The organism is Bacillus cabrialesii (assembly GCF_004124315.2).
GTDB lineage: Bacteria > Bacillota > Bacilli > Bacillales > Bacillaceae > Bacillus > Bacillus cabrialesii.
This window is the reverse complement of record NZ_CP096889.1, coordinates 2,630,203-2,652,807: the sequence shown is the minus strand read 5'-3', so window position 1 is coordinate 2,652,807 and position 22,605 is coordinate 2,630,203. Positions and strand designations below refer to the sequence as shown.

General features: G+C 36.9%; 20 protein-coding genes and 7 pseudogenes. 10 read left to right on the top strand and 17 right to left on the bottom strand.

Going from position 1 to position 22,605, the window contains the following annotated elements:
• Positions 1 to 36: 36 nt before the first annotated feature.
• Entirely contained in the window at positions 37 to 495 is a 459-nt protein-coding gene (bltD, locus tag EFK13_RS13600; RefSeq protein ID WP_129508127.1) for a spermine/spermidine acetyltransferase, read from the bottom strand.
• Positions 496 to 768: 273 nt separating this feature from the next.
• Here bltD and EFK13_RS13595 point away from each other — a divergent pair, with 273 nt between their 5' ends.
• Complete coding sequence (locus tag EFK13_RS13595) at positions 769 to 1,272, top strand: DinB family protein (RefSeq protein ID WP_129508128.1); 504 nt, start codon at positions 769 to 771, stop codon at positions 1,270 to 1,272.
• Between the two features lie 115 nt (positions 1,273 to 1,387).
• On the opposite strand, the pseudogene EFK13_RS13590 reads toward EFK13_RS13595, so the two are convergent.
• Positions 1,388 to 2,268, bottom strand: a pseudogene (locus tag EFK13_RS13590) (AraC family transcriptional regulator).
• 113 nt (positions 2,269 to 2,381) lie between these two features.
• Between EFK13_RS13590 and EFK13_RS13585 the strand changes: the two are divergent.
• On the top strand, positions 2,382 to 3,332 hold the full coding sequence (locus EFK13_RS13585) for a DMT family transporter (protein WP_129508129.1): 951 nt from the start codon (positions 2,382 to 2,384) through the stop codon (positions 3,330 to 3,332).
• 239 nt (positions 3,333 to 3,571) lie between these two features.
• A pseudogene (locus tag EFK13_RS21270) lies at positions 3,572 to 3,727 on the top strand (N-acetylmuramoyl-L-alanine amidase); the annotation flags it as partial.
• Between the two features lie 484 nt (positions 3,728 to 4,211).
• Here the strand turns inward: EFK13_RS21270 and EFK13_RS13575 are convergent.
• The 6 genes and pseudogenes from EFK13_RS13575 to EFK13_RS13550 all read right to left on the bottom strand — a co-directional run.
• Positions 4,212 to 4,361: pseudogene (locus tag EFK13_RS13575) on the bottom strand (acetyltransferase); the annotation flags it as partial.
• 48 nt (positions 4,362 to 4,409) lie between these two features.
• Positions 4,410 to 5,909 (bottom strand): glycoside hydrolase family 32 protein, encoded by a 1,500-nt coding sequence (locus tag EFK13_RS13570; RefSeq protein WP_129508130.1) that lies wholly within the window; start codon positions 5,907 to 5,909, stop codon positions 4,410 to 4,412.
• 14 nt (positions 5,910 to 5,923) lie between these two features.
• Positions 5,924 to 7,159 (bottom strand): MFS transporter, encoded by a 1,236-nt coding sequence (locus EFK13_RS13565; protein ID WP_129508131.1) that lies wholly within the window; start codon positions 7,157 to 7,159, stop codon positions 5,924 to 5,926.
• A gap of 31 nt (positions 7,160 to 7,190) precedes the next feature.
• Positions 7,191 to 8,039, bottom strand: a complete 849-nt coding sequence (locus tag EFK13_RS13560; protein ID WP_129508132.1) for a carbohydrate ABC transporter permease — start codon at positions 8,037 to 8,039, stop codon at positions 7,191 to 7,193.
• Positions 8,036 to 8,974 carry a carbohydrate ABC transporter permease gene (locus EFK13_RS13555; protein WP_129508133.1) on the bottom strand — a complete coding sequence of 313 codons (939 nt, stop codon included), beginning with the start codon at positions 8,972 to 8,974 and terminating at the stop codon, positions 8,036 to 8,038. Before EFK13_RS13555 ends, EFK13_RS13560 begins: the two co-directional genes overlap by 4 nt.
• 12 nt (positions 8,975 to 8,986) lie before the next feature.
• Positions 8,987 to 10,285 carry an ABC transporter substrate-binding protein gene (locus EFK13_RS13550; RefSeq protein ID WP_129508134.1) on the bottom strand — a complete coding sequence of 433 codons (1,299 nt, stop codon included), beginning with the start codon at positions 10,283 to 10,285 and terminating at the stop codon, positions 8,987 to 8,989.
• Between the two features lie 238 nt (positions 10,286 to 10,523).
• On the opposite strand from EFK13_RS13550, the gene EFK13_RS13545 reads away from it, so the two are divergent.
• Positions 10,524 to 11,498, top strand: coding sequence for a LacI family DNA-binding transcriptional regulator (locus tag EFK13_RS13545; RefSeq protein WP_129508135.1), 975 nt, complete (start codon positions 10,524 to 10,526; stop codon positions 11,496 to 11,498).
• Between the two features lie 503 nt (positions 11,499 to 12,001).
• On the opposite strand, the gene EFK13_RS13540 is transcribed toward EFK13_RS13545, so the two are convergent.
• From EFK13_RS13540 to EFK13_RS13530, 3 genes and pseudogenes are all read right to left on the bottom strand, one after another.
• Entirely contained in the window at positions 12,002 to 13,045 is a 1,044-nt protein-coding gene (locus EFK13_RS13540) for a nitronate monooxygenase (protein ID WP_129508179.1), read from the bottom strand.
• A gap of 101 nt (positions 13,046 to 13,146) precedes the next feature.
• Positions 13,147 to 13,296 (bottom strand): annotated as a pseudogene (locus EFK13_RS21265) (LysR family transcriptional regulator); the annotation flags it as partial.
• Positions 13,290 to 13,540, bottom strand: a pseudogene (locus tag EFK13_RS13530) (ImmA/IrrE family metallo-endopeptidase); the annotation flags it as partial. The pseudogenes EFK13_RS13530 and EFK13_RS21265, both read right to left, overlap by 7 nt.
• Positions 13,541 to 13,769: 229 nt before the next feature.
• Between EFK13_RS13530 and EFK13_RS13525 the strand changes: the two are divergent.
• The 4 genes and pseudogenes from EFK13_RS13525 to EFK13_RS13510 all read left to right on the top strand — a co-directional run bounded on the left by EFK13_RS13525 (position 13,770) and on the right by EFK13_RS13510 (position 16,411).
• Entirely contained in the window at positions 13,770 to 14,339 is a 570-nt protein-coding gene (locus tag EFK13_RS13525) for an ATP-binding protein (protein WP_129508136.1), read from the top strand.
• 310 nt (positions 14,340 to 14,649) lie between these two features.
• Positions 14,650 to 14,817 (top strand): hypothetical protein, encoded by a 168-nt coding sequence (locus tag EFK13_RS13520; RefSeq protein WP_129508137.1) that lies wholly within the window; start codon positions 14,650 to 14,652, stop codon positions 14,815 to 14,817.
• Between the two features lie 616 nt (positions 14,818 to 15,433).
• Positions 15,434 to 15,579: pseudogene (locus tag EFK13_RS13515) on the top strand (phage holin family protein); the annotation flags it as partial.
• Between the two features lie 40 nt (positions 15,580 to 15,619).
• Positions 15,620 to 16,411, top strand: a pseudogene (locus EFK13_RS13510) (peptidoglycan recognition protein family protein).
• Positions 16,412 to 16,461: 50 nt separating this feature from the next.
• On the opposite strand, the gene EFK13_RS13505 reads toward EFK13_RS13510, so the two are convergent.
• On the bottom strand, positions 16,462 to 16,923 hold the full coding sequence (locus EFK13_RS13505) for an SMI1/KNR4 family protein (protein WP_129508180.1): 462 nt from the start codon (positions 16,921 to 16,923) through the stop codon (positions 16,462 to 16,464).
• A gap of 15 nt (positions 16,924 to 16,938) precedes the next feature.
• Positions 16,939 to 18,702: a T7SS effector LXG polymorphic toxin gene (locus tag EFK13_RS13500; RefSeq protein WP_129508138.1), complete on the bottom strand. Its 1,764-nt coding sequence runs from the start codon at positions 18,700 to 18,702 to the stop codon at positions 16,939 to 16,941.
• Between the two features lie 242 nt (positions 18,703 to 18,944).
• Here EFK13_RS13500 and EFK13_RS13495 point away from each other — a divergent pair, with 242 nt between their 5' ends.
• Together EFK13_RS13495 and EFK13_RS13490 are read left to right on the top strand one after the other, a co-directional pair.
• Entirely contained in the window at positions 18,945 to 20,021 is a 1,077-nt protein-coding gene (locus tag EFK13_RS13495) for a tetratricopeptide repeat protein (RefSeq protein WP_455577879.1), read from the top strand.
• Complete coding sequence (locus tag EFK13_RS13490) at positions 20,011 to 20,169, top strand: hypothetical protein (protein ID WP_167470882.1); 159 nt, start codon at positions 20,011 to 20,013, stop codon at positions 20,167 to 20,169. Before EFK13_RS13495 ends, EFK13_RS13490 begins: the two co-directional genes overlap by 11 nt.
• Before the next feature lie 83 nt (positions 20,170 to 20,252).
• Here EFK13_RS13490 and EFK13_RS13485 read toward each other — a convergent pair whose 3' ends face one another.
• The 4 genes from EFK13_RS13485 to EFK13_RS13470 all read right to left on the bottom strand — a co-directional run bounded on the left by EFK13_RS13485 (position 20,253) and on the right by EFK13_RS13470 (position 22,450).
• Entirely contained in the window at positions 20,253 to 20,489 is a 237-nt protein-coding gene (locus EFK13_RS13485) for a DUF3850 domain-containing protein (protein ID WP_129508139.1), read from the bottom strand.
• 77 nt (positions 20,490 to 20,566) lie between these two features.
• Complete coding sequence (locus EFK13_RS13480) at positions 20,567 to 21,040, bottom strand: ATP-binding protein (RefSeq protein ID WP_240034955.1); 474 nt, start codon at positions 21,038 to 21,040, stop codon at positions 20,567 to 20,569.
• Complete coding sequence (locus EFK13_RS13475; RefSeq protein WP_129508140.1) at positions 21,040 to 21,426, bottom strand: ASCH domain-containing protein; 387 nt, start codon at positions 21,424 to 21,426, stop codon at positions 21,040 to 21,042. Before EFK13_RS13475 ends, EFK13_RS13480 begins: the two co-directional genes overlap by 1 nt.
• On the bottom strand, positions 21,404 to 22,450 hold the full coding sequence (locus EFK13_RS13470) for a hypothetical protein (protein ID WP_129508141.1): 1,047 nt from the start codon (positions 22,448 to 22,450) through the stop codon (positions 21,404 to 21,406). The genes EFK13_RS13475 and EFK13_RS13470 overlap by 23 nt, the downstream gene beginning before the upstream one ends.
• Positions 22,451 to 22,605 lie beyond the last annotated feature (155 nt).

Here is a 22,605-nt window from a genome sequence, read left to right as displayed (position 1 = left end):
GTCGCAGATCGAGTGGGGGCGAAACCATTTAAGAACCTACAGTTCTTTTACCATGACCTTCTCGCCATTAAAATCGAGCTCACCATTAAATTGAAAACCAAACCTTTGGTAAAGGCGAAGAGCATGAATATTATTTTCAAATATACTTAAATAAATTCTCTTACATTGATATAGACCAGCAAGATGCTGAATGAGAGCTTTGAGCATTTTTTTTCCTAACCCTTTTCCTTGATAATGTTCATCAATAAAGAATCGATCAAGCCAGACTCTTCCATTTTTATTATCTTCATCATACTCAGGAAACAGCCCATACATTGCAAAACCGACTAGATCTCCTTCATGGTAAAGTCCGACTGGTTTATAATCGTGACATTCTTTTGCATCCTCTAAACATGCTTTTGCTGATTCAATATATGATGTTTGATTCTCGCTAACATGCAAAGCAAGAATAGCGGCACGATTATCCTCAGTTACTGCTTTAATGTCGATACTCATACTACACTCTCCTTATTTTTCTTATCTTGAAAAAGGCCATATACTAACGGGTTTATCAGCATATTGGAGTGAGCGTGGAGACTTTCAGCGATTAATCCACTGGGCTGTCACCATGCCGTAAAAAGAATGCGATGTTTTGATTTTTATAAGAATGTTGTGATGCCTTTTCCTTAGATCATTTTTGTATAAAGGTTGTTCTTTTTCACTTAACGGGGCATTATAATGAAACTATAGATTTATAAATATTACCAAAAATTGATTAGGAGGATTATTGTGTTTCAAACCTTAGACCATTTTTTGAAATCTTGGGAGTTCGAAGCCGATGCTACACAGAAACTGCTAAATCGTCTAACTGATGAATCACTTAAACAAGAAATAACTTCACAAAACTGGACTTTAGGCCGTATTGCTTGGCATACTGTTGCTGCTATTCGCATTATTACCTCAAACACAAACTTAACGTTTCACGCTCCAGATGAAGATTATCCAGTTCCTTCTTCAGCTCAGTTTATAGCTGACAGCTATCATGAAGCCAGTAATGCATTTGTACAGGCGTTAAAAAAACAATGGACTGACCATACCCTTCAAGAACGCATCAACTTTATTGGTCAACAAATGCCAAATGGGTCACTTTTGATGTTTTTAATTCAACATCAAACTCACCATCGGGGTCAAATGACTGTTCTTATGAGACAAGCGGATGTAACTGTTCCAGGTATTTATGGTCCAGCAAAAGAGGAGTGGACAAAATTTGGTTTGGAAGCCCCGAAAATGTAATCAAACTTTTTTCCTTTACTTTAAAAGGATCTCGAACGAACAAAGAAGATACAAAACTATACTTTGTATCTTCTTTTTCTTTTTTTAGAGTTTCCATGAAGAGGATCAATATCCATTAATTCTCCATATGAAATTTTTTGTAGGTTAATGGTGTCATATTCATAGCTTGCTGAAATTTACTTATGAAATAACTGGTGCTGTTAAAGCCAACTTGATAGGACACTTCTGTAACATTGGTTTCCGGGTGTTGCAGCAGCAATAAGCTTTTTTGGATTCTATAATCCAATACATAACGTAATGGCGTCTTATTCAGCATTCGTTTAAAATAACGGCAGCACTCAGAACGGCTCAATTGGCCAGCCTTTGCAATGTCCTCTAATGTCATTTTTTCAGCGTAATGGAGGTGTATCCAGTTTAACATTTGTTTCATTCGCTGGCTTTTTATCATTTCAGATTGATCATACTCCAACTGAAAACCATTAACAACCAAGTTTTTCCACATCAAAGTTAATTGCATGGTAATGTCAATTTCATAGAGTGATGTCTTTTGTTGAACCAATTGATTTATTTTTTTACAGCATTTAAAATGTTTTGTGCCCAATGTTGATTTCCATCCAAAAATATGCAGGATAAATTGGTTGAAAAAATATAAGGCTGTACGTAGTTTGGATAAAGTTCTTGAGCTAAAACGAAATGGGGTGACACATTTAAGCAAATGTAAGTGCAATCCGAGTGATCCTTTTCCTCTGCCATGTGCAGGCAGCCGCTATTGATAAATAATCCATCCCCTTCGTGAACTTCTATTTTCTCTTCATTTATCTGAAAGACAGCTATACCTTTACGTATCAAAACAAATTGAATTTCGTCATGCCAATGAAGCGGTATATAGCCATTTCTATTTTGATTGATCCTTGTTTCGTAACAGGCAACCGGCAGTTCTACCGTTCGGTGCTCTGTTAATTCTTTTAAGCTTTGATCAATCATGAATTCTTTTATTTGCACAATGACACCTCAATATATTTATATTTTTTCGTTTGATTTGAGTATTTTTCAAGTGGTTTTGCATTTATTATAACACTATTATTATATTTATTAGCGAGGTATCATGTATGAATGCTTCAAATAGGAGAATGGGATTGTTCTATGTGATAACAGGGGCGACATGTTGGGGAATAGGGGGGACAGTAGCAAAAAAACTATTTCAAGATGATCAAGTTGATGTGAATTGGTTTGTAACGATTCGCTTGCTTACGGCGGGCATTTTACTCTTAATGCTCCAATTGTTTAGAAAGGACCGGTCTCAGATTATTGAGATTTGGAAAAACAAAGCGTCAGCTGGCCAGCTTCTTGTTTTTGGATTGTTTGGAATGCTTGCCGTGCAGTACACATATATGGCATCCATTCAGCATGGAAATGCAGCCGTAGCTACGCTATTACAATATTTATCCCCGGTAATCATCATTCTTTACTCGCTTTTGCGAAAACAATCCGCTCTTACCAAGCAAGATATCGTAACAGTAGGGCTTGCTCTGGCTGGGTGCTTTTTTCTGCTGACAAATGGTTCAATATCTCAACTTTCAGTACCGGAAATTACCGTAGTATGGGGAGTTTTATCAGGATTCGCGGCAGCTTTTTATACGTTATATGCCGTTGGTTTATTAAATAAATTTGATTCCCTTGTTGTTGTAGGCTGGGCTATGATGATCGGCGGTTTTGCATTAAGTTTTATCCATCCGCCATGGCAAATGGATTTTAAAAGCTTAACCGCAGAGGCATATGTATATCTTTTATTTGTTACAGTGTTTGGGACAATGATTGCGTTTTGGTTCTTTATAAAAAGTTTGCAAAGCCTTTCACCTAAAGAAACAAGCCTGTTAGGCAGTTTAGAACCACTATCAGCAGTTGTGACAACTGTTGTTTGGCTAAAAGAGCCATTTGGTTTTTTTCAATGGGTGGGCGCTTTCTGTATTATCGGTATAACTCTAATTTTGGCTTTACATAAAGAGCCGTCTATGCAGAGTGAAAAATCGATATTGAATAATGCAGATAAGAATATGTAAAAGGATTCATTTAAACGTAAAGTTAAAAGGGAAAACGGATATCTTTCTAATTTGCCGCCCTGATGGGGTGCTTTTTTTGTAATCACTTTATGCTCACCCGCGCAGATCAGGGATTTATTTAAAACCGAAAACATGTAATGAATGGCTTCGGATGCTTAAAAACACATTATTGGACAGGCAGTTGTTACATAGCAATACCCAGGAGGAGTTCATTTTATGAGGGTTATAATCATAGGGGCCGCAGCCGGGGCATTGATCGAATCCGCAAGCATCAAGACTGGAACGGGAAGTACTGCCCGCACCGTATTTTGTCAGAGGGTTGGTGGAAAAAGCTGCAATTGAAAAAGAACTAAGGCTTGGGAGGAAAGACTAATAGTTATTCAAGCAGCTCTGCAGGATGAACTAACACAGTCAAAAAAGGCGATACTCTTTCCTGAATTGCAAAGTCGGAAGAGGTAAGTGTGACAAACCTTCAGAGCTGGAATATCATTAAAAAGCCAAATAAAATCACAGTTGGGCCAAAGTTGAAACTGAAAAACTCCAATTCTTCCAGCCCTAAAACAAGCAGCAAAAAAATCATCACGCTCCTTGTCTTCTGGTGTCTTTAAAGTGACAAACCCGATGTGAAAAGGAGAAGACGTTAAACAGTTTCAGATAAAATTTATAATTAATAAAGTACTTAGCCCCCGTTATGAATAGGGGGCTTTTTAAGCATTCTAATAGTGTTATTTAATCTCAATAACATAATGGGAGGAAGGAGGGAGAAGTTCAGTTACCTCATTTTAGGTCTTTTTTGATGTCTGTTAATAAATGATGGGCATACTGATTCCAGCTGATGAAACAGAATAACGCCTATGTGATGTAAGGATCATAACTCTTTTACTGATCGGAAGAATTACTGGATTGCTCCCAATTAACAACAGATCCAGCAGCTCTCATCACATTGTTACCTATCGTATCTCCTGGACTAATGACTGAACTTCCTCCAATCCAAACATTATTTCCGAAAGTAATGGGTTTTCCAGATTCTAAACTGAATTGCGTTCTTTTTGGACTTGAATGAAATCAATCAATGTTTCACCGATGCAAAATATTTTTTTCAAGCGATTCATCTTCTTTCCATATGTCTTTTAAAGCCCAGTAGGTGAGTTCCTCAACCCTTACAGCGCCTTTCTCAGAAAAAAGCTCAATTCCCAAGCGGTCTTTTTTCGGATAAATACGGCTAGTCATCGTTGTTTCCCCATGGTTGGCGAATACTTCTATCGAGGATCTGTCAATAAATATACGCAGAGTCAGCTTTCCATTTGCTTCTAGCGGCGCATTTCTCACACTGTCTCGCGATTTCCCCATCTTAGAGCAATCGAGTGTCAGCTTCTGATCAGTTATGCTGTATTTGATAGCTGTTTCTTCTTCTTCAAGACCGCGAATCTTCAAACCTACTGTTTCCGCACTGCAATCTGTTAAGTCATACACGACTTGAATTTCAAGAAGCTCTTCGGCTGTTTTTGCCAGGTAATTTCCTGAAATCAACTGGTTAGCACAATCTATATGTTTTGTTTTTCGCAACAGCGCAGTTTCTTCCACAGGATTCATTAAAATTTTATGATCATCCCGCAATGTTAATTCTCTAGGCAATGTTAAAGCGCCGCACCATCCATCTGCTTTTGTCGGCATCTCAGATTCCCACATATCCATCCAGCCTATGGCAATTCTGCGTCCTTTATCATCTAGTAACGTTTGTACAGCATAAAAGTCATGGCCGTGATCCAGCTCTGTAAAATCGCCATACACAAATTCGTTGGTTTCATCATTATATACTCCAATTAAATAGCCAGTTTGATGCAAATTCTTATATGAATCACCGTCTGCTTCAATGCCTTGAGGAGAAATGAGCAGGACATGTTTGCCGCCCAACTCGAAGAAGTCAGGACATTCCCACATATAGCCGAGATCTCCATCGCTTTGGGCAAGAACACCTTTGTATTCCCAATCTCGTAAATTGGGCGAGTGGTATAAAATAACTCGTCCGACGTTTTCTTTCGTTGAATTACCGACTACCATATACCAGCTGTTACGATGCTTCCATACTTTAGGATCGCGGAAATGCCGGGAGCTGTCTTCCGGCGGTTTCGCAATGACAGGGTTTTCCTTAAGTTTTTCAAACACGATCCCATCTTGACTGATAGCGATATTTTGATTTTGATAGAAAATGTCTTCCTCTTGATCTATCACATTATGCCCTGTATAAATTAAAGCAAGTTTTCCATTATACTCTACTGCACTTCCTGAGAAACAGCCGCTTTCATCAAAAGAGTCACCGGGGGCTAAAGCGACCGGAAGATGTTCCCAATGAATGAGATCTTTACTTTTTACATGGCCCCAATGCATTTGGGCCCAATTCTCATCATAGGGATGATGCTGATAAAAGACATGGTATTCTCCTTTATAGTGTATAAGCCCGTTCGGATCATTGATCCAGTTTGCTCGGGACATAATATGGTACCCTAATCGATAACGAGTGTTCATCTTTTCCTCCGCTTTTTTCAAAGCTTCCTCTGCCTGTTGGATTCTATCCATTCGTGACATCCTCTCTATATCTGTTTTTTCGAAAAGGTTGAGTATACGGGAACGCCTTTCTTTGAGTCTAATAAAGTAAAAATTGAAATGATTGTGAAACATAAAGCCAAGGTTCCCATGAAAAGATATGTTTGACGGAAACCTATACTGTCGTATAAGCCACCCGCAATCGGGGAGAAAATCGATGTACCTACTTGAGATGCAAATTGAAAGCCGACAAGGTAAAGAACTGATGAAAGGCGTGTATCAAAATTTGCGGCTAAATACTTGAAAATCGCAATCAGCATGATTGGCAATTCTAAAGCATGAATAAGTTTCATCGATGAAATTCCGAATGGTCCGATGACAATTCCAGACCCAATAATTCGGAAAGACATCAAAAGTCCCGCGAGAATCAAGCTTTTTTTAGGACCGAGTCTGTTAACAATAAAGGGGGCTAAAAACAACATGCCCGCTTCAATAAATACTTGAAATGAGTTTAAATATCCAAAAATTTGATTCCCCATAGCTGAAGTGGGAAATAAAGAAGCGTAGTAAATCGGGAATTGTTGATCATAGACGCCGTACACGCATGTCACCCCGATTACGTACAACATTAAAAACCAAAAGTCTTTTAATAGAAAAAGTGCTCCTACGTCTTTTAACCGGATCGAATCCGCTCTTTCCTTATCATAATCCGTCATCTCAATTTTTATGGACATAATAATGGCCACTAATATGACTGCTGAAAGGGACGCAATCCAGAAATTGATATTCGGATTGATATTGAACAGCTGTCCTGCAAAAAAAGTCGCTGTTGCCCAGCCGAGTGAACCCCACATCCTTGTTTTGCCGTATTCGAACTGATATTTTCGGCTGACCTTTTCAATATAGGTTTCAATAGCGCCAACTCCCGCAAGAAAAGCAGTTCCAAGATAAATACCACCGACAATAGCGCCAAGGAAGACATCATATTGTAAAAGCGGTCCGTAGATAAAGATATAAAACGGCCCGGTAAAAACGATAAGTATACTAATCATAAATAATATGTTTTTCTTCAGCCCGAGTTTATCAGAGATAAAGCCATATAAAGGTTGCATACACAAGGTAAAGATAGCGTTTACAGAAAAGATAATCCCAGTCGCCGATCCATTCAATTTGACTTCCTGTCCCAACCAAATCGCAAACAAAGAGTAGCTGGAAGACCATGTGAAAAAGAAAAAGAAGAGATAAGCGCTCAGTTTCCAATACAGACTTTTTGAGCTTTTCATTTCTACAGCTCCTTTAACCCAACATTGATACCTACTTAATACCTGTTCCTGAACCGCTAAGACCTTCCAAAATGTAGCGCTGAGCCACAATATAAATCAAGATCAACGGGATGGTGGAAATCGTCAATACAGCCATAACTTGATTTGTGTAGACAGGCTCTGTGCTGTTGATAGCTGTAATCGCAACTTGAATCGGAAATTTCGACTTATCCGTCAAAACCATTAACGGCCAAATATAATCATTCCAGCTGCCGATAAAGGCTAAGGTTCCGACAGTGGCGACAGCTGGTTTAGACATCGGTATCATAATCCGCCAGAAGATTTGCCATGTATTTGCCCCGTCAAGCTTGGCCGATTCAATCATTTCCTCCGGAATTGCCATGAAAAAGTTTCTGAACAAATAAATATTGAATGCCCCCGCTAATGCCGGCAAAATAACGGCAAGGCGTGTATCGACCAAACCGATTTTATGAATAATTGTAAACTGTGAGATTAAAATCGTTTCAAACGGTACAATTAAAAGCGCCAACAAAATGCCAAAGAGCATCTTTTTCCCTGAAAATTGCAGTTTGGCGAATGCAAATCCCGCCATTCCGTTAATTACAACAGATCCGACTGCTACGCACAAACCATAAAAAAGACTGTTACCAATATACATAAGCAAATCAAATCGAGTCAGCACTTCTCTATAGGACGAAAACCATTCTTCCAGATGAAGAGAGGGCAGAAGCGCTTTGAAGCTGTTCAAATTATTGTAAATTTCCGCTTCTGGTTTCATTGAGGATGCAATCATCCAAATGAGCGGAAAGATAAATAGAACGGCCAGCAAAACAAGACACGTATATTCCAGAATTGTCAAAGGCCCGAACTTACGTCTCAATGGTCTTCATCCTCCTTAACCAGCTTGCGTTGTGCGAGTGTCACCAATCCAATAATCGTTCCAAACAAGAGCGCGATCGAGCTTGCATATCCGACCATTCGATCGGTAAATCCGGTTTGATAAATATAATAGACAACCGTCATCGTTGAATTGACTGGTCCGCCCTGGGTCATAACCATTGGCTGAACAAGGAGTTTAAACGCGCTGATCAGCGTTGTGATAAAGATAAAAATAGATGTCGGTTTTAACAAAGGTAATGTAATGTAAATAAAACGCTGCCATTTATTCATGCCATCTAATTGCGCCGCCTCGTAGACATCCTCGGGAATGTTTTGCAAACCAGCTAAAAAAATGAGCATCTGAAACCCTGCTCCTTGCCAAGCGGAAACGACAACAATCGTAAAGATTGCTTGCTTAGGGCTCGTCAAGAAAGGCTGTGGTGATAGACCGAAGTGCGCCAATACATTATTTATCATGCCTTCATTCGGATTCAGCAAGTACATCCACAAGACGGAGATGACAACCAGTGACATGACGACAGGACTAAAGTATGCGACTTTGAAAAAAGCGTTGGCTTTGCGCTTTTTATTCAATAGGAGGGCAAGTCCGAGTGCTGCCCCGATCTGTAACGGTATCAAAAAGACAACAAATTTTATGGTGTTGCCCAGACTTTTTAAGAATATTGGGTCCTGAAAAAGTTTGATGAAATTATCAAAGCCGATAAACTTACGCAAATCAGGCGTCAACAAATAGTAATCTGTAAATGCGTAGTACACAGCCATGATGGAAGGAATCACAAGAAACATGGATAAAATAAGCAACGCCGGCCCTAAGAACATATATGCGACTGCGTTTTCCCGCCAGCGTATTTTATTCACTGTCTTTCTTTCTAATGGAAAAGCCGGTCCAGTCTCTTTCAATATTGTTTTATTCATGGCGTCCACCTGTTAGTTTGCCTTATCAATGGCAGATTGCATTTCTTTTACACGTGTATCTAGCACTTTTTGAATATCCTGATTTTGATCATAAAAGCTAATGTCATCGATTGTTTGTTGAAATGCTCGAGTTATTTGCGGATATGCCGGTGTCACCGGACGTGCATGACCCGTTTCTTTCAGCTGCTGCATAAAGACATTCATTTCATCAGAAAATTCTTTTGTCAGCACTTTTTCTGATGAATAACGTACAGGCAGGGCGGCGATTGAACGGCTCAATTCGATATTGGAATCCTTATTAGTCATCCAATCTACTAATTTTGCTGCCCATTCTTTATTTTCTGAAGCTTGTGTCATTGCGAACTGCCAGCTTCCCGAAGGAGAGACAAGCTTTTTGGTTTTTGGCGATACAGGATATGGCATCACTCCATAATCGACGTTGGAAAAGTTTGTTTTCAGATCGGTTATTGTCCACACGCCGCTCATCTTCATCGGGTATTTCTCCGTTTCAAACGCTTGTTTGACAGGGGTGCGTGTTGTATAGCCTTCTTTAAGCATCGTTTGTATAAACGTCATCGCTTCAGCGGTTGGTTTTTTGTTAAAGACGCCCTCCGCTTTCTTCCCGTTTTCTGATAGAATATCCCCACCAGCTGACCAAACAAATGGCAAGAGCGCATAAGTCAATATTTCGTCTTTTGACTGTAATTGCATATCGATGGCTGGTTTGTCGTATTTATTTTTTAGCTTTTTGCAAAGCGCAAGAAATTCCTTCCATGTCCAAGGATCTTTTACTGTTGGTAGCGTTTTCAAATCAACTCCGGCATCTTTAAGCATTTTTTTGTTATAGTAGATGCCGACCGACGATTCACTGACGCCGATGGCATACAGTTTCCCTTGGTAGGTGCCTTGCTGCTTAATACTTGGCAATAAATCATCCTGGTCTTTAACATACTCATCCAAAGGTGCAATAACGCCAGATTTCGCATAAGCCGCAGTATTTGGTCCGTCCAATGTGATGACATCAGGCAGGGTATTCGTTGTTAGTGCCGCATTCACTTTGTCTTCATAACCTCCACCGTTTCCGCTTCGGGGGATGAATTCAATTTTTGCCTCGACATTTTCAGAAGCGTACTTTTTATTAAAGGCATCCACCCTTTTTTTATAAACCTTTCCTTCTTCGTTATCATCAGATACATGCACCCACATTGAAATCGTTTTCTTTCCGCCGCTATTTACACTTTCGTTTTTGTTACAACCCCAGACTGCAAACATAAGCAACAGTGACAAACTTCCCAGCATCAATTTTTTCATATTCGTTACTTTCCCTCCTTTTGCACAAAATGTAAAAGCGCTTTCAAGAAGAATTGTATGTCAACCGGTTTCATGTGTCAACCGGTTGACATAAATTTAGCATAATTCTAAATTTAAAGAACGAACCTGTGTATTGCAATATGTTCTATGGAAAATCCTTGCATATGTCAGTTTGATTCTCTAAAATAAGTGCGTGATGAGAATTGTAAGCCATTTCAGTAAAGCAGGGGGAAAGGGAATGAAGCCTAGCATTCATGATGTTGCAAAAATAGCGGGAGTTTCATCTACAACCGTTTCGAGGGTATTAAATAATCGCGGCTATATTAGCGAAAAAACGAAAGATAAAGTTTACAAGGCGATGGAAGAAATCAATTACTTTCCAAATGATTTGGCCCGTTCTTTATTTCGAAAACGCACCAATTTAATAGGGCTTATCATTCCAAACTCCAGCAATCCGTTTTTTGGCGAACTCGCCTTTTATATTGAAAGCATTTGCACGTCCAAAGGCTATAAACTGCTGCTTTGCAACAGTTTAAATCGAATAGATAAAGAAGAAAAATATCTCGAAATGCTGATTAGAAATCAAGTGGATGGCGTCATCGCCGTCACTTACAACCGGGGAATACTCAATTATCACCAGCAAAATCTACCAATTGTCGCAATTGACCATTACTTATCGGAAAAAGTCCCTGTCGTAGGCTCAGATAACTTTGATGGAGGCAAAAAGGCAGCAGAACTACTGATAAAAAAAGACTGTCAGCACATCGTTCACATCAATGGGCCGATTGAACTTGAAACACCTGCAAATCTCAGGAGAAAAGCATATGAAGATGTTATGCGTGAACACGGAAGACAGCCTATTGCATATGAGGTGTCGTTTCATCAAAACTACCGGAACATCATTTCAAAACTATTTGATGAACAGCCTGCAGTTGACGGAATTTTTGCCAGTGATGATATCATAGCTGCCGGAGTCATAACGGAAGCCAAAAAACGAGGAAAAGACATTCCAGGCCAATTAAAAGTAATTGGTTATGACGGTACAGAAACCATTCGGGCTATTCTGCCAGAATTAACTACGATCCAACAGCCGATCGAATTAATTTCCAAAACTGCCATTGAGATTTTAGAAAAACAAATTGAAGGCGAATTTGATGATTTACCACTTGAAACGTATTTGCCCATACGGCTTTCCGAAGGTGGGACAACTTAATGAGCATGTTAGAAGAGTTCTATAGAGTTAGATGGTCTGTTTTAATAGATGACCTTTTAACGCTCTTATTTGGTTAGTTTGTTCTATATTTGATACGCATAAAATTAGAAGCAAGTGAGTTTGAATGTTGAACCTAAATGATTCACAGAGGATCTACATCAAGAAGAAAACTATTTTTCATAACTTTTCACGCTTTCAAACGAGAAAGAACCATTTTAATATTCGAATTTAATATGGGAGATATCTATTTTTCGAATAGGATTCAATATTTACTTTAGAGCAAAATTTGAGAAGGGAGACATAATAGAAGAAATGGTCATTAGTAAAAAATTTACTAAGTTGAAGGCCGTAAGAATGTTAAGTGGTAGAATTTCTCTTTCCATGTGCCTCATTCAAATCTTTGAAAGAGGAAAATGTTTCATGATTCGGAGTGCGAATCACGAAGAAAAAAGCAAACTACATAAAGCAGTTTGCTTTTTTGCTATACAAACAATGAAATGCACCTATATTTTTATATCCTCATGGTAAAGCTTATTTAAAAGTTGCTTAACCGAAATTTCCTCGGTCAATGATCGTATTCCTTGACCTGCCCACAAAGACATCTGATCATGGTTATGTTGAAGTGAAGCCTGCTGTCTCATTGCCTTCGTTAGTGTATTTTGATAAGGATACGGAAGGGTTTGTGTCTCAAAACGTTCTTTTTCTTCCATCCATTTATTTACGATTCCTCTGGCCTCTTTACCTGAAAATAATTTCGTAAGCTTTGTATCTGCTTCGTTTGCTTCTAGTATTTTCTGTTTATGCACTGGATGTGCGTTGCTCTCGTGACAAAGTAAAAAGGCAGACCCGATTTGTGCTCCTTGGGCTCCAAGGGTTAAAGCTGCTTTTACGCCTCTATGGTCTATAATTCCCCCGGCAGCTATGACTGGTACGCTCAGTGCATCTGCCGCTTGGGGAATCAAAGCCATTAAACCCACGGCAGATTCACCTTTGGAAGGTAAGAATGCTCCGCGATGTCCGCCGGCTTCACTTCCTTGAAGGACTACTATATCCATTCCCCTTTCTTCCATTAGCAATGCTTCTTCTACTGTTGAAGCGGTTCCCATTAAACAGCATCCAGAAGTTTTTAGCTCCTTTACAGCGTCTTCCGGCGGCAGATCAAAAGTGAATGAGCAAGCCTTTACCTTGTATCTTAAAATAATATCAATTTTTTGATAGAAGTCATCCCACTCTTCTTGCACAGATGTGAATTGATTTACTTGATTAGCTAACGGTATGTTTTTTTTCCATGAGTCAATTTGATCTTCTGATGGCATTTCTAGACCTAATGGAACAAACACATTAACTTGAAAAGGAGCGTCTGTCAGCTCAAACATTTCTTTAATTTGTTGCTCTAGTATTTCTGGCGTAAGATATCCCGATGCTAAACTCCCCAGAGCACCTTGATTCGAAACTGCAGAGGCCAGTCGCGGCTTTGTAATACCGCCAGCCATTGGAGCTTGAATAATTGGTTTTGTTAAGGAAAACATCTTCATAAATTCATTCATATCATATCCCCCCGTTAAGACATGAATTTTGAAAAAAGTGTCATTTTCAATTTTACTCAATGACTCGTATTCGCTTAAATATATAGTTTTCCTTCTTTTTGTCAACGAATGTTTTTCTGAAAATGATCTCTCATATTCGTTAAAAAAGCAGATAAAGCCGATGTAATGAAAGTGTCGTTTCGCCTAATAAACATGGTTGTTACTAAAGAATATTTGTCAGAGATAGTATGACTGCGGATGTGGCCTTGTTTTTATATATTTGGCAAAATTATGATCGAAATCATACCATTGCTCAGTTCGGCTTTTTCGGCTGTCCAAGCATATGTTATAAATTCCGCTGTGTTTAAGTGCGAAGCTTGTAACAGGTTAAAACGAAAGCCTGATATCTAATGACTCAGCAATCCGTTCAAAATTAATTTGTTCAGGCTCTGTAATATCAATCTTCCTGTATAAGTTTTCAATCCAATCCTCTAAATGACTGTTTGTATACCTCAAGATAAAAAACCTCCTTAAAGACGACAATCTAAAAATTGGATTCGTTTAAATATTATAGGGACATCAAGACTTTTTTTATAGGAAAATGCGTCTAATGAGATGGAATATGAATAACACGCATCTGGATTTCTCTAGAAAAGTAAAGGTCTTTAGGGATTTATGTCAAAATAATAGTAGGTACCTTATGCAACAAACAGGGAGTTTGGTTGCTTAATAAGGAGGGGGAAGTATGAAAAAAAATATTCACATATTGGGAGCCTCTGGTGTCGGAACTTCAACATTGGGTGCTGCATTGTCAAAGTGTTTGCCTCATACGCATCTTGATACTGATAATTACTATTGGTTAGATAAATTCACTAAAAAAAGAGAAATTCCTGAAAGAAGAAAGTTGCTTGAAAAAGACTTAACAATAAATGAGAAATGGATTCTTTCTGGTGCAGTGTGTGGCTGGGGCGATAATCTAAAAAGTTATTTTGACCTTGTCGTCTTCTTATGGATTCCACAAGATATACGGCTTGAGAGATTAAAGCATAGGGAATTTCAGCGTTATGGAAATGAAGTGTTAGCCGGTGGCAGTAAATATGAACAATCAAAAGCATTTTTAGAGTGGGCTTCTTTATATGATACTGCTGGAATGGAAGTTAGAAGTAAAGCTTTGCATGAACATTGGATGGAAGATTTATCTTGTCCAGTGCTAAAGATTGAAGGCGATCACTCAGTCAATGAAAGAGTTGACCGTGTCTTGGATTATTTGAATTCTATTAAACTAATGGATAGCGATAGCTGCATAAGAAAATAAATTTTAAAATCAAAAAAAGTTCCAGTATGGCATTTAATGGGCTGTTTTTTTATACCGCTATCAGTTTGCTTACGCAGTGATTATTTTTGGTAGCATCCCCACAACAGAGAAGAGATTGTTCTTCATAAGGAAGTTTTTGGTTCAGTTGCAGGAAATGGAACCCCGACGATTAGATACACCCTGAAACCTTTCCAGCTAGCGCTTAAGCTTGTTACCATTGAGTGAAAAGCCCTTGTCGATCCTTTTTTATTAATAAATTTGCAAGTGAAAGGGGCAAAGAAATTAAAATGGACTTCAAAGGAGTTTAATCATGAAAATGAATGATAAGATGAAAGAGGTTCAAAGAAAATACAGAGAAGAGCTTAAAAAAAAGAAACAAGAGCATGAAGATGATAAACGTTATATTAAAGAAACAATTATTGTCGTAACCATAATTGTATTGTTTATTTTTTTCACATATACCTTGCAAGGTTTTTAACAAAAAGATCCCTTTTTCCCATTTCAGTACTTACCGATTTTCCTCACAATAAATGCTCTTTTTTATAAGAACATGATTATTTCATTTGAAGTACGTTCAAATGATGGGGGTGTATCTCAAATGAAATGGATTGTTAAAGGGAGGGCTATGTTGGAGGGGTAAATATCAATAAAAAATTCTTAAAAAGGTTAATGATTTTACCAATTTTATTCATTTGTTATGTTTTATTTTTAAATCCTTAAATTATACTTGAAGAGCAATGCCCTAATAAGCCTTATAGTTTAACAATCGTAAAGCACGGGACAGGTATATTCGATAAGAAAATTGTTTTAATATATTACAAGATCAAAGGAAAAACAGTAGATGAAAAAACAGATCAAGATAGGCGATAACTAAAACTAAAATAGATGCTACAACACCCAATAGGCTCCCTGTCAAACTTTAAAAAAACTCAATGGTTCTCTTCACAATTAACGTTCCTGATGTAATCAGGTCACTTCATTTTTATATATGAAAATGTAAAACAAATATAAATGAAAATATAAATGAAAATATAAATGAAAATATAAATGAGAAAAACAACAAAAACAACAAAAACAACAAAAACTCTTGTCCTAATGAAGTCTTGCTAATAACTGAAAACTTAGCACAGATTAGTGTTAAAATACCATCAACAATAACAGATCGATTTACAAACAATTGAGAACAATTGAGAACGAAAAAGAACAGAGTAAGAATAACGCAGACAAAGCTGCTGGCTAAGCCAGTGGCTTTTTTATTTTGAGACAGAAGGAGAGAGGATATATGGCCATCAAAGTATGGATTGAAATGTCCTAATCCAATGAAAGCTGAATACATCACTATTCACAACACTGCGAATGATGCTTCAGCAGCCAATGAAATTTCATATATGAAGAATAATTTAAGCTCAACAAGTTTTCACTTTGTAGTAGACGATAAACAAGTTATTCAAGGAATTCCAACGAATCGTAATGCTTGGCACACAGGAGATGGAACAAACGGTACAGGGAATCGTAAGTCGATTGGTGTCGAAATTTGTTATAGCAAGTCAGGAGGGGCACGATATAAGGCAGCGGAAAAGCTCGCTATTAAGTTTGTGGCGCAGCTACTTAAAGAACGTGGATGGGGCGTTGATCGTGTCCGTAAGCACCAAGACTGGAACGGTAAGTACTGCCCGCACCGCATTTTGTCAGAGGGTAGATGAAATCAAGTTAAGGCAGCCATTGAAAAAGAATTAAAGGCGCTAGGTGGGAAAACAAGCTTAAGCAAAGCAAGTGTAGCTAAAAAGAAAACAACAAACACAAGCAGCAAAAAAACGTCATATGCGCTGCCTTCTGGCATCTATAAAGTGACAAGCCCTATGCGAAAAGGGGATGACATAAGGAAGATTCAAAATGCTCTGGCAGCTCTTTATTTCTATCCAGATAAAGGGGCGAAGAATAATGGCATTGATGGCGTTTATGGACCGAAAACAGCAAATGCTGTTAAACGGTTCCAGTCAGTGAATGGTCTGACTGCTGATGGCATTTATGGACCTAAGACTAAGGCGAAAATTGAAGCGAAATTGAAGTAATAAAAGAGCCTCTCATATATTGAGGGGCTCTAAATTGCAATCCTTCTGACTTAATCGTCCCAGTCTTCATCTTCTTCCCAGTTTTCTTTCATTCTTTGGAGCTTATCAAAGAAAAATTCAATGAAATTATCCGCAACAACTTCTTGGTAACCCATTACTCTATCCCACGTAAATACAGGACATTCTTTATTTTTCATCTTATTGGTATCTAGACAATATGCAAAGTAATCAACATCCTCTATTACAACAAGTCCTTCGGTTAAGTTATAGTGTTCTTGATACTCGTTGGTATATTCAACAACTGATGGGCCTCCAAAATCATAGCCTAGAATATCAATTCCATAAACTCCACCAGAACCATAGTTCTGCAGAAACCATTTATAGCTCTCTGGAAGTTTCACTTTAAGATCTTGTTCTATTTTAGATATTTTGTCTTCTCCAATTCCTCCTGTGAAATCTCTTTCTTTTGCATTATCATTTATAAACTGTTCCACTTGCGTGTATAGTTCCATTTTTCCCAACCTCTCTTACTCTGTATATTGAGTGGCTCTCCATTTCCAATATCTCGCTCTAAAATATTCATATTGAACTTTCAATTCTGGATTATTTCTAAAACTCTCTCCATCAGTTTTAAGTTTATGTATGACCTCACTATATTTTGTGTGTAAACTGTTTGGAATTTCAACCATATTTCCAGGTTCCTCCTGAATTAAATGGTGCAAATTGATTTTTGTACCGTCTTTGGCTAGAGGTGCCTTACCGTCTTTCATTAATTCAAGATTTGTTCGACCTTTACGATCTTTTTGATTAATATCGATATCTTTCATTGTATAAACTCTTCGGCTTACATCTTTGATATTTCCTTTTACTTTCACCTTGCCCTTAACCTCATAAGCACCATACTTTTCTTTATTTAACCAAGGGACATTTACTTTCTGACCAGTAAATGGCTTTCTTGTTTCATCTAATTTTTTAGCAAGCTGAAGCAGCCTGTCTTTTGCGCTCACATCGTTGATGACATTATAAGGAATGCCACCTGCTACAACAACATCTTCTCGCATGACAAACGGTTTAATTGCTGTTAGCGGATCAGGAGTTTCATCAAGTTTTTTAGACACTTTTTTGACTGCAGCTTTTCCGGCTGTTTTCACTCCTATTTTAGCAACTGAACCAGCACCTTTTAAAGCAAAGATGTTTACTGCTGCACAGGTAATCCAATGAGCTGTTGATTCTGTGTCTCCGTTCTTTACGTTTCTAACATAGGAGGTAACAATTGCATCTTTAATTGAGTTAAATGTGGAATCATAGTGATAAACTGCAACTGCAGAATTAATAAACATGTCGACAGGATGATTGTGTGCCATATAGTCTAATGTTTCAGCTGTCATATCATAAAGAGCTGTAACAGTACCTTTGGCTCCAGCCATCAACTCACGTGTGTTTTCAATCTGTGTGAAATATCTTTGCTGATCCTCTATTAGGTTATCGTAACCAATAGTTTTAGCCATTGAATAGAATTCATCTGCATCAGCATAGTCGTAATTTTTCAGTCTTTCTTTCAGCTTTTCGATTTCCCGTTCTTTTTCTTCCTTCTTCTTAATCGTCAAATAAGCTTCCGTTCGCTTTTCAATATCGCCTTTTTTCTTATGTATATCACTCTCACGGTACGCCTTGGCGTTGTAATGGATGGGCGTAGCGTTTTTGCCTTTGCCCGTTGCTTCTTGGAGCTTTTGGAAATCTGACTTGATGAATTGTTCATTTGGCTCTGACATAGCATATTCTGTCAGTAAATCTTCGTCAAGATCACCTAGTTTTTCAATTGTTTTTTTGCGTTTGTCATTGGCATCTGCAAGCTCATCCTTGAAGGTTTCTGTTGAAAACAAGTCGAGCGGAAGGATGTCGTCAATGTCATTTAGGATATCTTTCATGGCTTTTTTCTGCTCAGACATGATTGATTTTGATTTTTTATGGGCGTTAGCCAGTTCATGTTCTAAAAAAGATTCTTCAATATAAGCATCAGAGAGACCTTTGTCCTCGACAGCTCCGGCAATGCTGTTAAAAAATGCGATTTTCATGTCAATGTAGTCGATCCATTGATCAGTGACACCAACATGATCGTGATAGAATGCTTTAATGTTATTAGCGCCTTTACCTGAGAATTCGCTGTCGTCCAGTTCAGCGACGCTTTGTAAAGCTTTTCTCAAGTTGACCATTTGCGTCCTTAGTTCTTTATATTCTTTGGCGCGGTCTGTAGCTTCAGACATAAGGGTTTTAGCTTCAAAGACTTTCATAATCATACCCTCTCATTTAATTGTATAACAAAATATTACCATGGAAGAAAGAAGAAACGAACTTAAAATTATCTTGATTGACCATATCGAAGATACCGAATAAAAAGTTTGCGGTTTTTTTGCGGTCCAAACACTTTTTAGAAATGTTAGAATATTACATAAAAAGACATAAAAGGAGGGATCATGTGAATCCGGTTTTACCTTCCTCACATGTAGGGGTTAAGATTACCGAATGGTATAAGATGATACGTCAGTTTAGTGTTCCGGATGCTGAAATTTTAAAAGCGGAAGTTGAAAGAGAAATTAAACAGATGGAAGAGGATGAGTATTTACTAATATATTATTCACTCATGAGCTTTCGACACCAACTTATGCTCGACTACTTAGAGCCAGAAAAAAAGTATAGAACAGCACGTCCAACCATCTCAGAATTACTTGAAAAAATTGAAGCTCCCCAAAAGAAATTAACCGGTCTCCTGAAATATTACTCACTATTTTTCCGCGGTATGTACGAATTTGATCAGCAAGAATTTGTGGAAGCTATAAACTATTACCGTAAAGCTGAAAAAGAACTTTATGCTGTTACTGATGAAATCGAACAAGCTGAATTTCATTTTAAAGTAGCAGAAGCTTATTACAACATGAAACAAACCCACGTTTCCATGCATCACATTTTAAAGGCACTAGAGATTTATGATCAGAATCCTCTGTATACTGTAAGGAAAATTCAAAGCTTGTTTGTAATCGTAGGTAACTATCTCGATTTTAAACATTATGAAAAAGGGTTAAAACATCTTGAAGAAGCCCTGAAGCTTTCTAAGGAATTAGGGCACGACAGACTAATAAGTTCTGCTCTTTATAATTTAGGCGAATGTTATCATTACATGGGACAACCAAGTAAAGCCGAGGGATATTTGAAAGAAGCAGCAGAAGTTGCAGAAAAAGCAAATTTAAGAACACTCCCTCACACGCTCCATTCTTTGGCCACGGTTTTATTTAAACAACAAAAGTTCAGTGAAGGACAGAAGGTTCTGCAGCAAGGGATTCAAACAGCACAAAAATTTAATGATGAACTTTTCTTATCAATGAATAAGTTTCTGAATGCCTTATATATTGAGTCTGTTGATAAACAGGGTATCCTCAATATATTGAATGATCTTAATGAAAGTCACATGTTCTCATTTACGGAACACATAACGCTGCTAACTGCAGAATATTATAGAGAAGGCGGAGAATTTGAAGAATCCAGTTTTTTCTATGATAAAATGGTTGAAGCGCAGCTTCAAATTCAGCGAGGTGACTGTTTATATGAATATTAAAAAAGGTGTTTGCGTATTTCTCTCTGCTGTTATTGTAACTACTGGTTTATTTGCGTTTACTGCGGCTTCTGAACAATCTAACCAGCATAGTGAGGCCCATAAGACTAATGCTGAAATGCAAATGGCAGGTATCAGATTACAGACTTAATCTATAAAAACCCTCTCATACTTGAGAGGGTTTTTTGGAAAAATGCAAGTTAAGGGTGAAGTTATATTAAAAATAAAATAACTTTATAATATTTTGAAACTAAAAACAACATAATTATTTTTTTGTTCAAAGTCTGTAAGGTAGGTAATTACAATATTAACTTTACGCCCTGTATATTGTTTTGTTTTCGCATCCCATTCTTTTAAAGTGATCTTATCGCCTAACTGAAAATTCCTATCATTTTTTCTAATTTCAAATGTTTTAATTTCTTTAATTACTGGATTAAAGTACTCTTTATTAATTTTAAGATTATGATGCATTCTCTTACCTCACCCTTTGAAGAAAAACATTTTAATCAGTTATAAAATTAATTAAATCAATTAAAGGTTTATCTTCATTATATATAAATAGTTTTATTTTTTTTATTACGTGAATATTCTTTTGCTCGTTTTATCTCACATTTTTGAAGTTCCTCGATCAATTCAAGTGAATAACTTATATTATCCCTAGTTAGAAGGCGCTCTCGAATAATTGAAGGACGGTGTTGTACAAGGATAATTTTTGTCATTTTAGTATTTTCGAAAGTACTAAGAGGTAAAGGGAATATAACTTTGTTTTTATTTAATAAGCAAAAGTGTCCATCCAACAACAAAAATGTTTTTTTTAGATTTAGCTTATACAATTCATTTTTCCATAACTCCTGGTTACCAGAAATACCAGCTGTGTTTTTTTCAGATATCGGTATTTTTTTCCCGGCTCTTCTAATTAGATCACTAATTGAAATACATTCAATGTCAATTAAACTTTCTAGTTTTGAAGCTAGGGTTGATTTTCCAACACCGTGTACTCCTGCTAAGAAAATATAATCCATCAAAGTCCTCCTTCTGTGTAACAAAAGGATTGTGGAGCTACTTTTATTTTATTATCGAATTCATTTAAATCCAAAGGCATGTCATACTGTTTAAAATTTTTAATTTGAATTGCGAAACCAGTTCGTTTTCCCTTGAAATAATTTTTGAAATATTTATATGTTATTCCTGAATAGTCCTTTGTTTTTGTCCATATAATATCTGGGTTGTCAATTAAAATAGTCTCAATATCAAATTCACCTACGACTTTCCCAAATGGTTTAGTAGCATAGACTACTACCGAAGAGATATCATCTCTTTTAAAAATTTGCTTTCTATATTCGAATTTTTTTTTACCAGAAACAATTTCATCAACAAATTCTGGTTTAATTGATAATAAAACTTTCATTAATTTCACCTAACTTTAGAATCTTTTCAAAGGCTTGATCAGTAAGTTTAATAAAGCCAGCATAAGCGTTTCTCTCAATTATGCCGTTAGTAATTAAATGATGTCTAATAATACGTTTGGGTAGTGAAATATTATAAAGCATTTTAATTATATATGGATACTTTTTTGTATACCAAAATTTTTCTAAATCTTCTTTACTAAATATGGTTCCTTTCCCACAATAACTAATGAACTCTTCCATGGTATTAAACTCATGGATATTTCTATTCTCAATAACTGTACAGATTGAAGTAGCCACAGCAGAAAACTCTGCTCTCTTTCCACTTTCTGCAGTTCTATATATAACGATTAGATCACCGCGGGTAAGCTCATCCAGTCCCTTCATGCCAGATAAGTAAACTTTTTCGATTGTATTAGTAAAAGAAAGATCTTCAATTTTATGATTCCGTTCTGTATTTAACTTGGAATTTGGGAATAACTTCGTATGCCATATCGGATATATAGATAATATATATTTATTTTTATTTTGTGTATCGATACGTGGAAAATCCATAAATATATCATTCGTTTTTTCTAATGTTTTTATGTATATCAATTCACCATTATTTTTCCTACCCCATAAAGTAAACCCGAATTTTTCAAATAACTTTATTAGTGGTTTTTGTTTCTCAAAAACTGTAACATAACATTCTGAGTAGTGCTCATCTATCATTTTTTTAAGTATTATTCCAATAAAACGGTGTCCAAGAACAGTGCCATGTGCTTCTATTTTAAAAGTACCAATTTTGAGACGTCTTTTTTTTTCAAAAATAGGATTGATTGTTTCATCAGATTCAAACTCTTCTTTCAAGTATAGAAAACCTAACAACCTATCTTCTTTAAGTATATAAGCTTTTTCCCCTTGCATTGCTTTTTTTTGAAACCACTTTTCAAAGCCAGCGTAATCTTCGATAAGGCTGGAGAAAAAGGGATCATAAACATCCAACTCTGAAAATTGAACATATTGAATAACATCGTTAAACATAAATCCTACCTCCTATAATAAATCAAGACAATCCCGTATTCAAACAAATGTTCTCATCCGGGTGGTTAATTATGTTAAATTATATCATTATTTGACGACTAAGATTAACCCAATTTTAATCATAAAAGGTCATCATTTGGACAAACAGCTCCTAC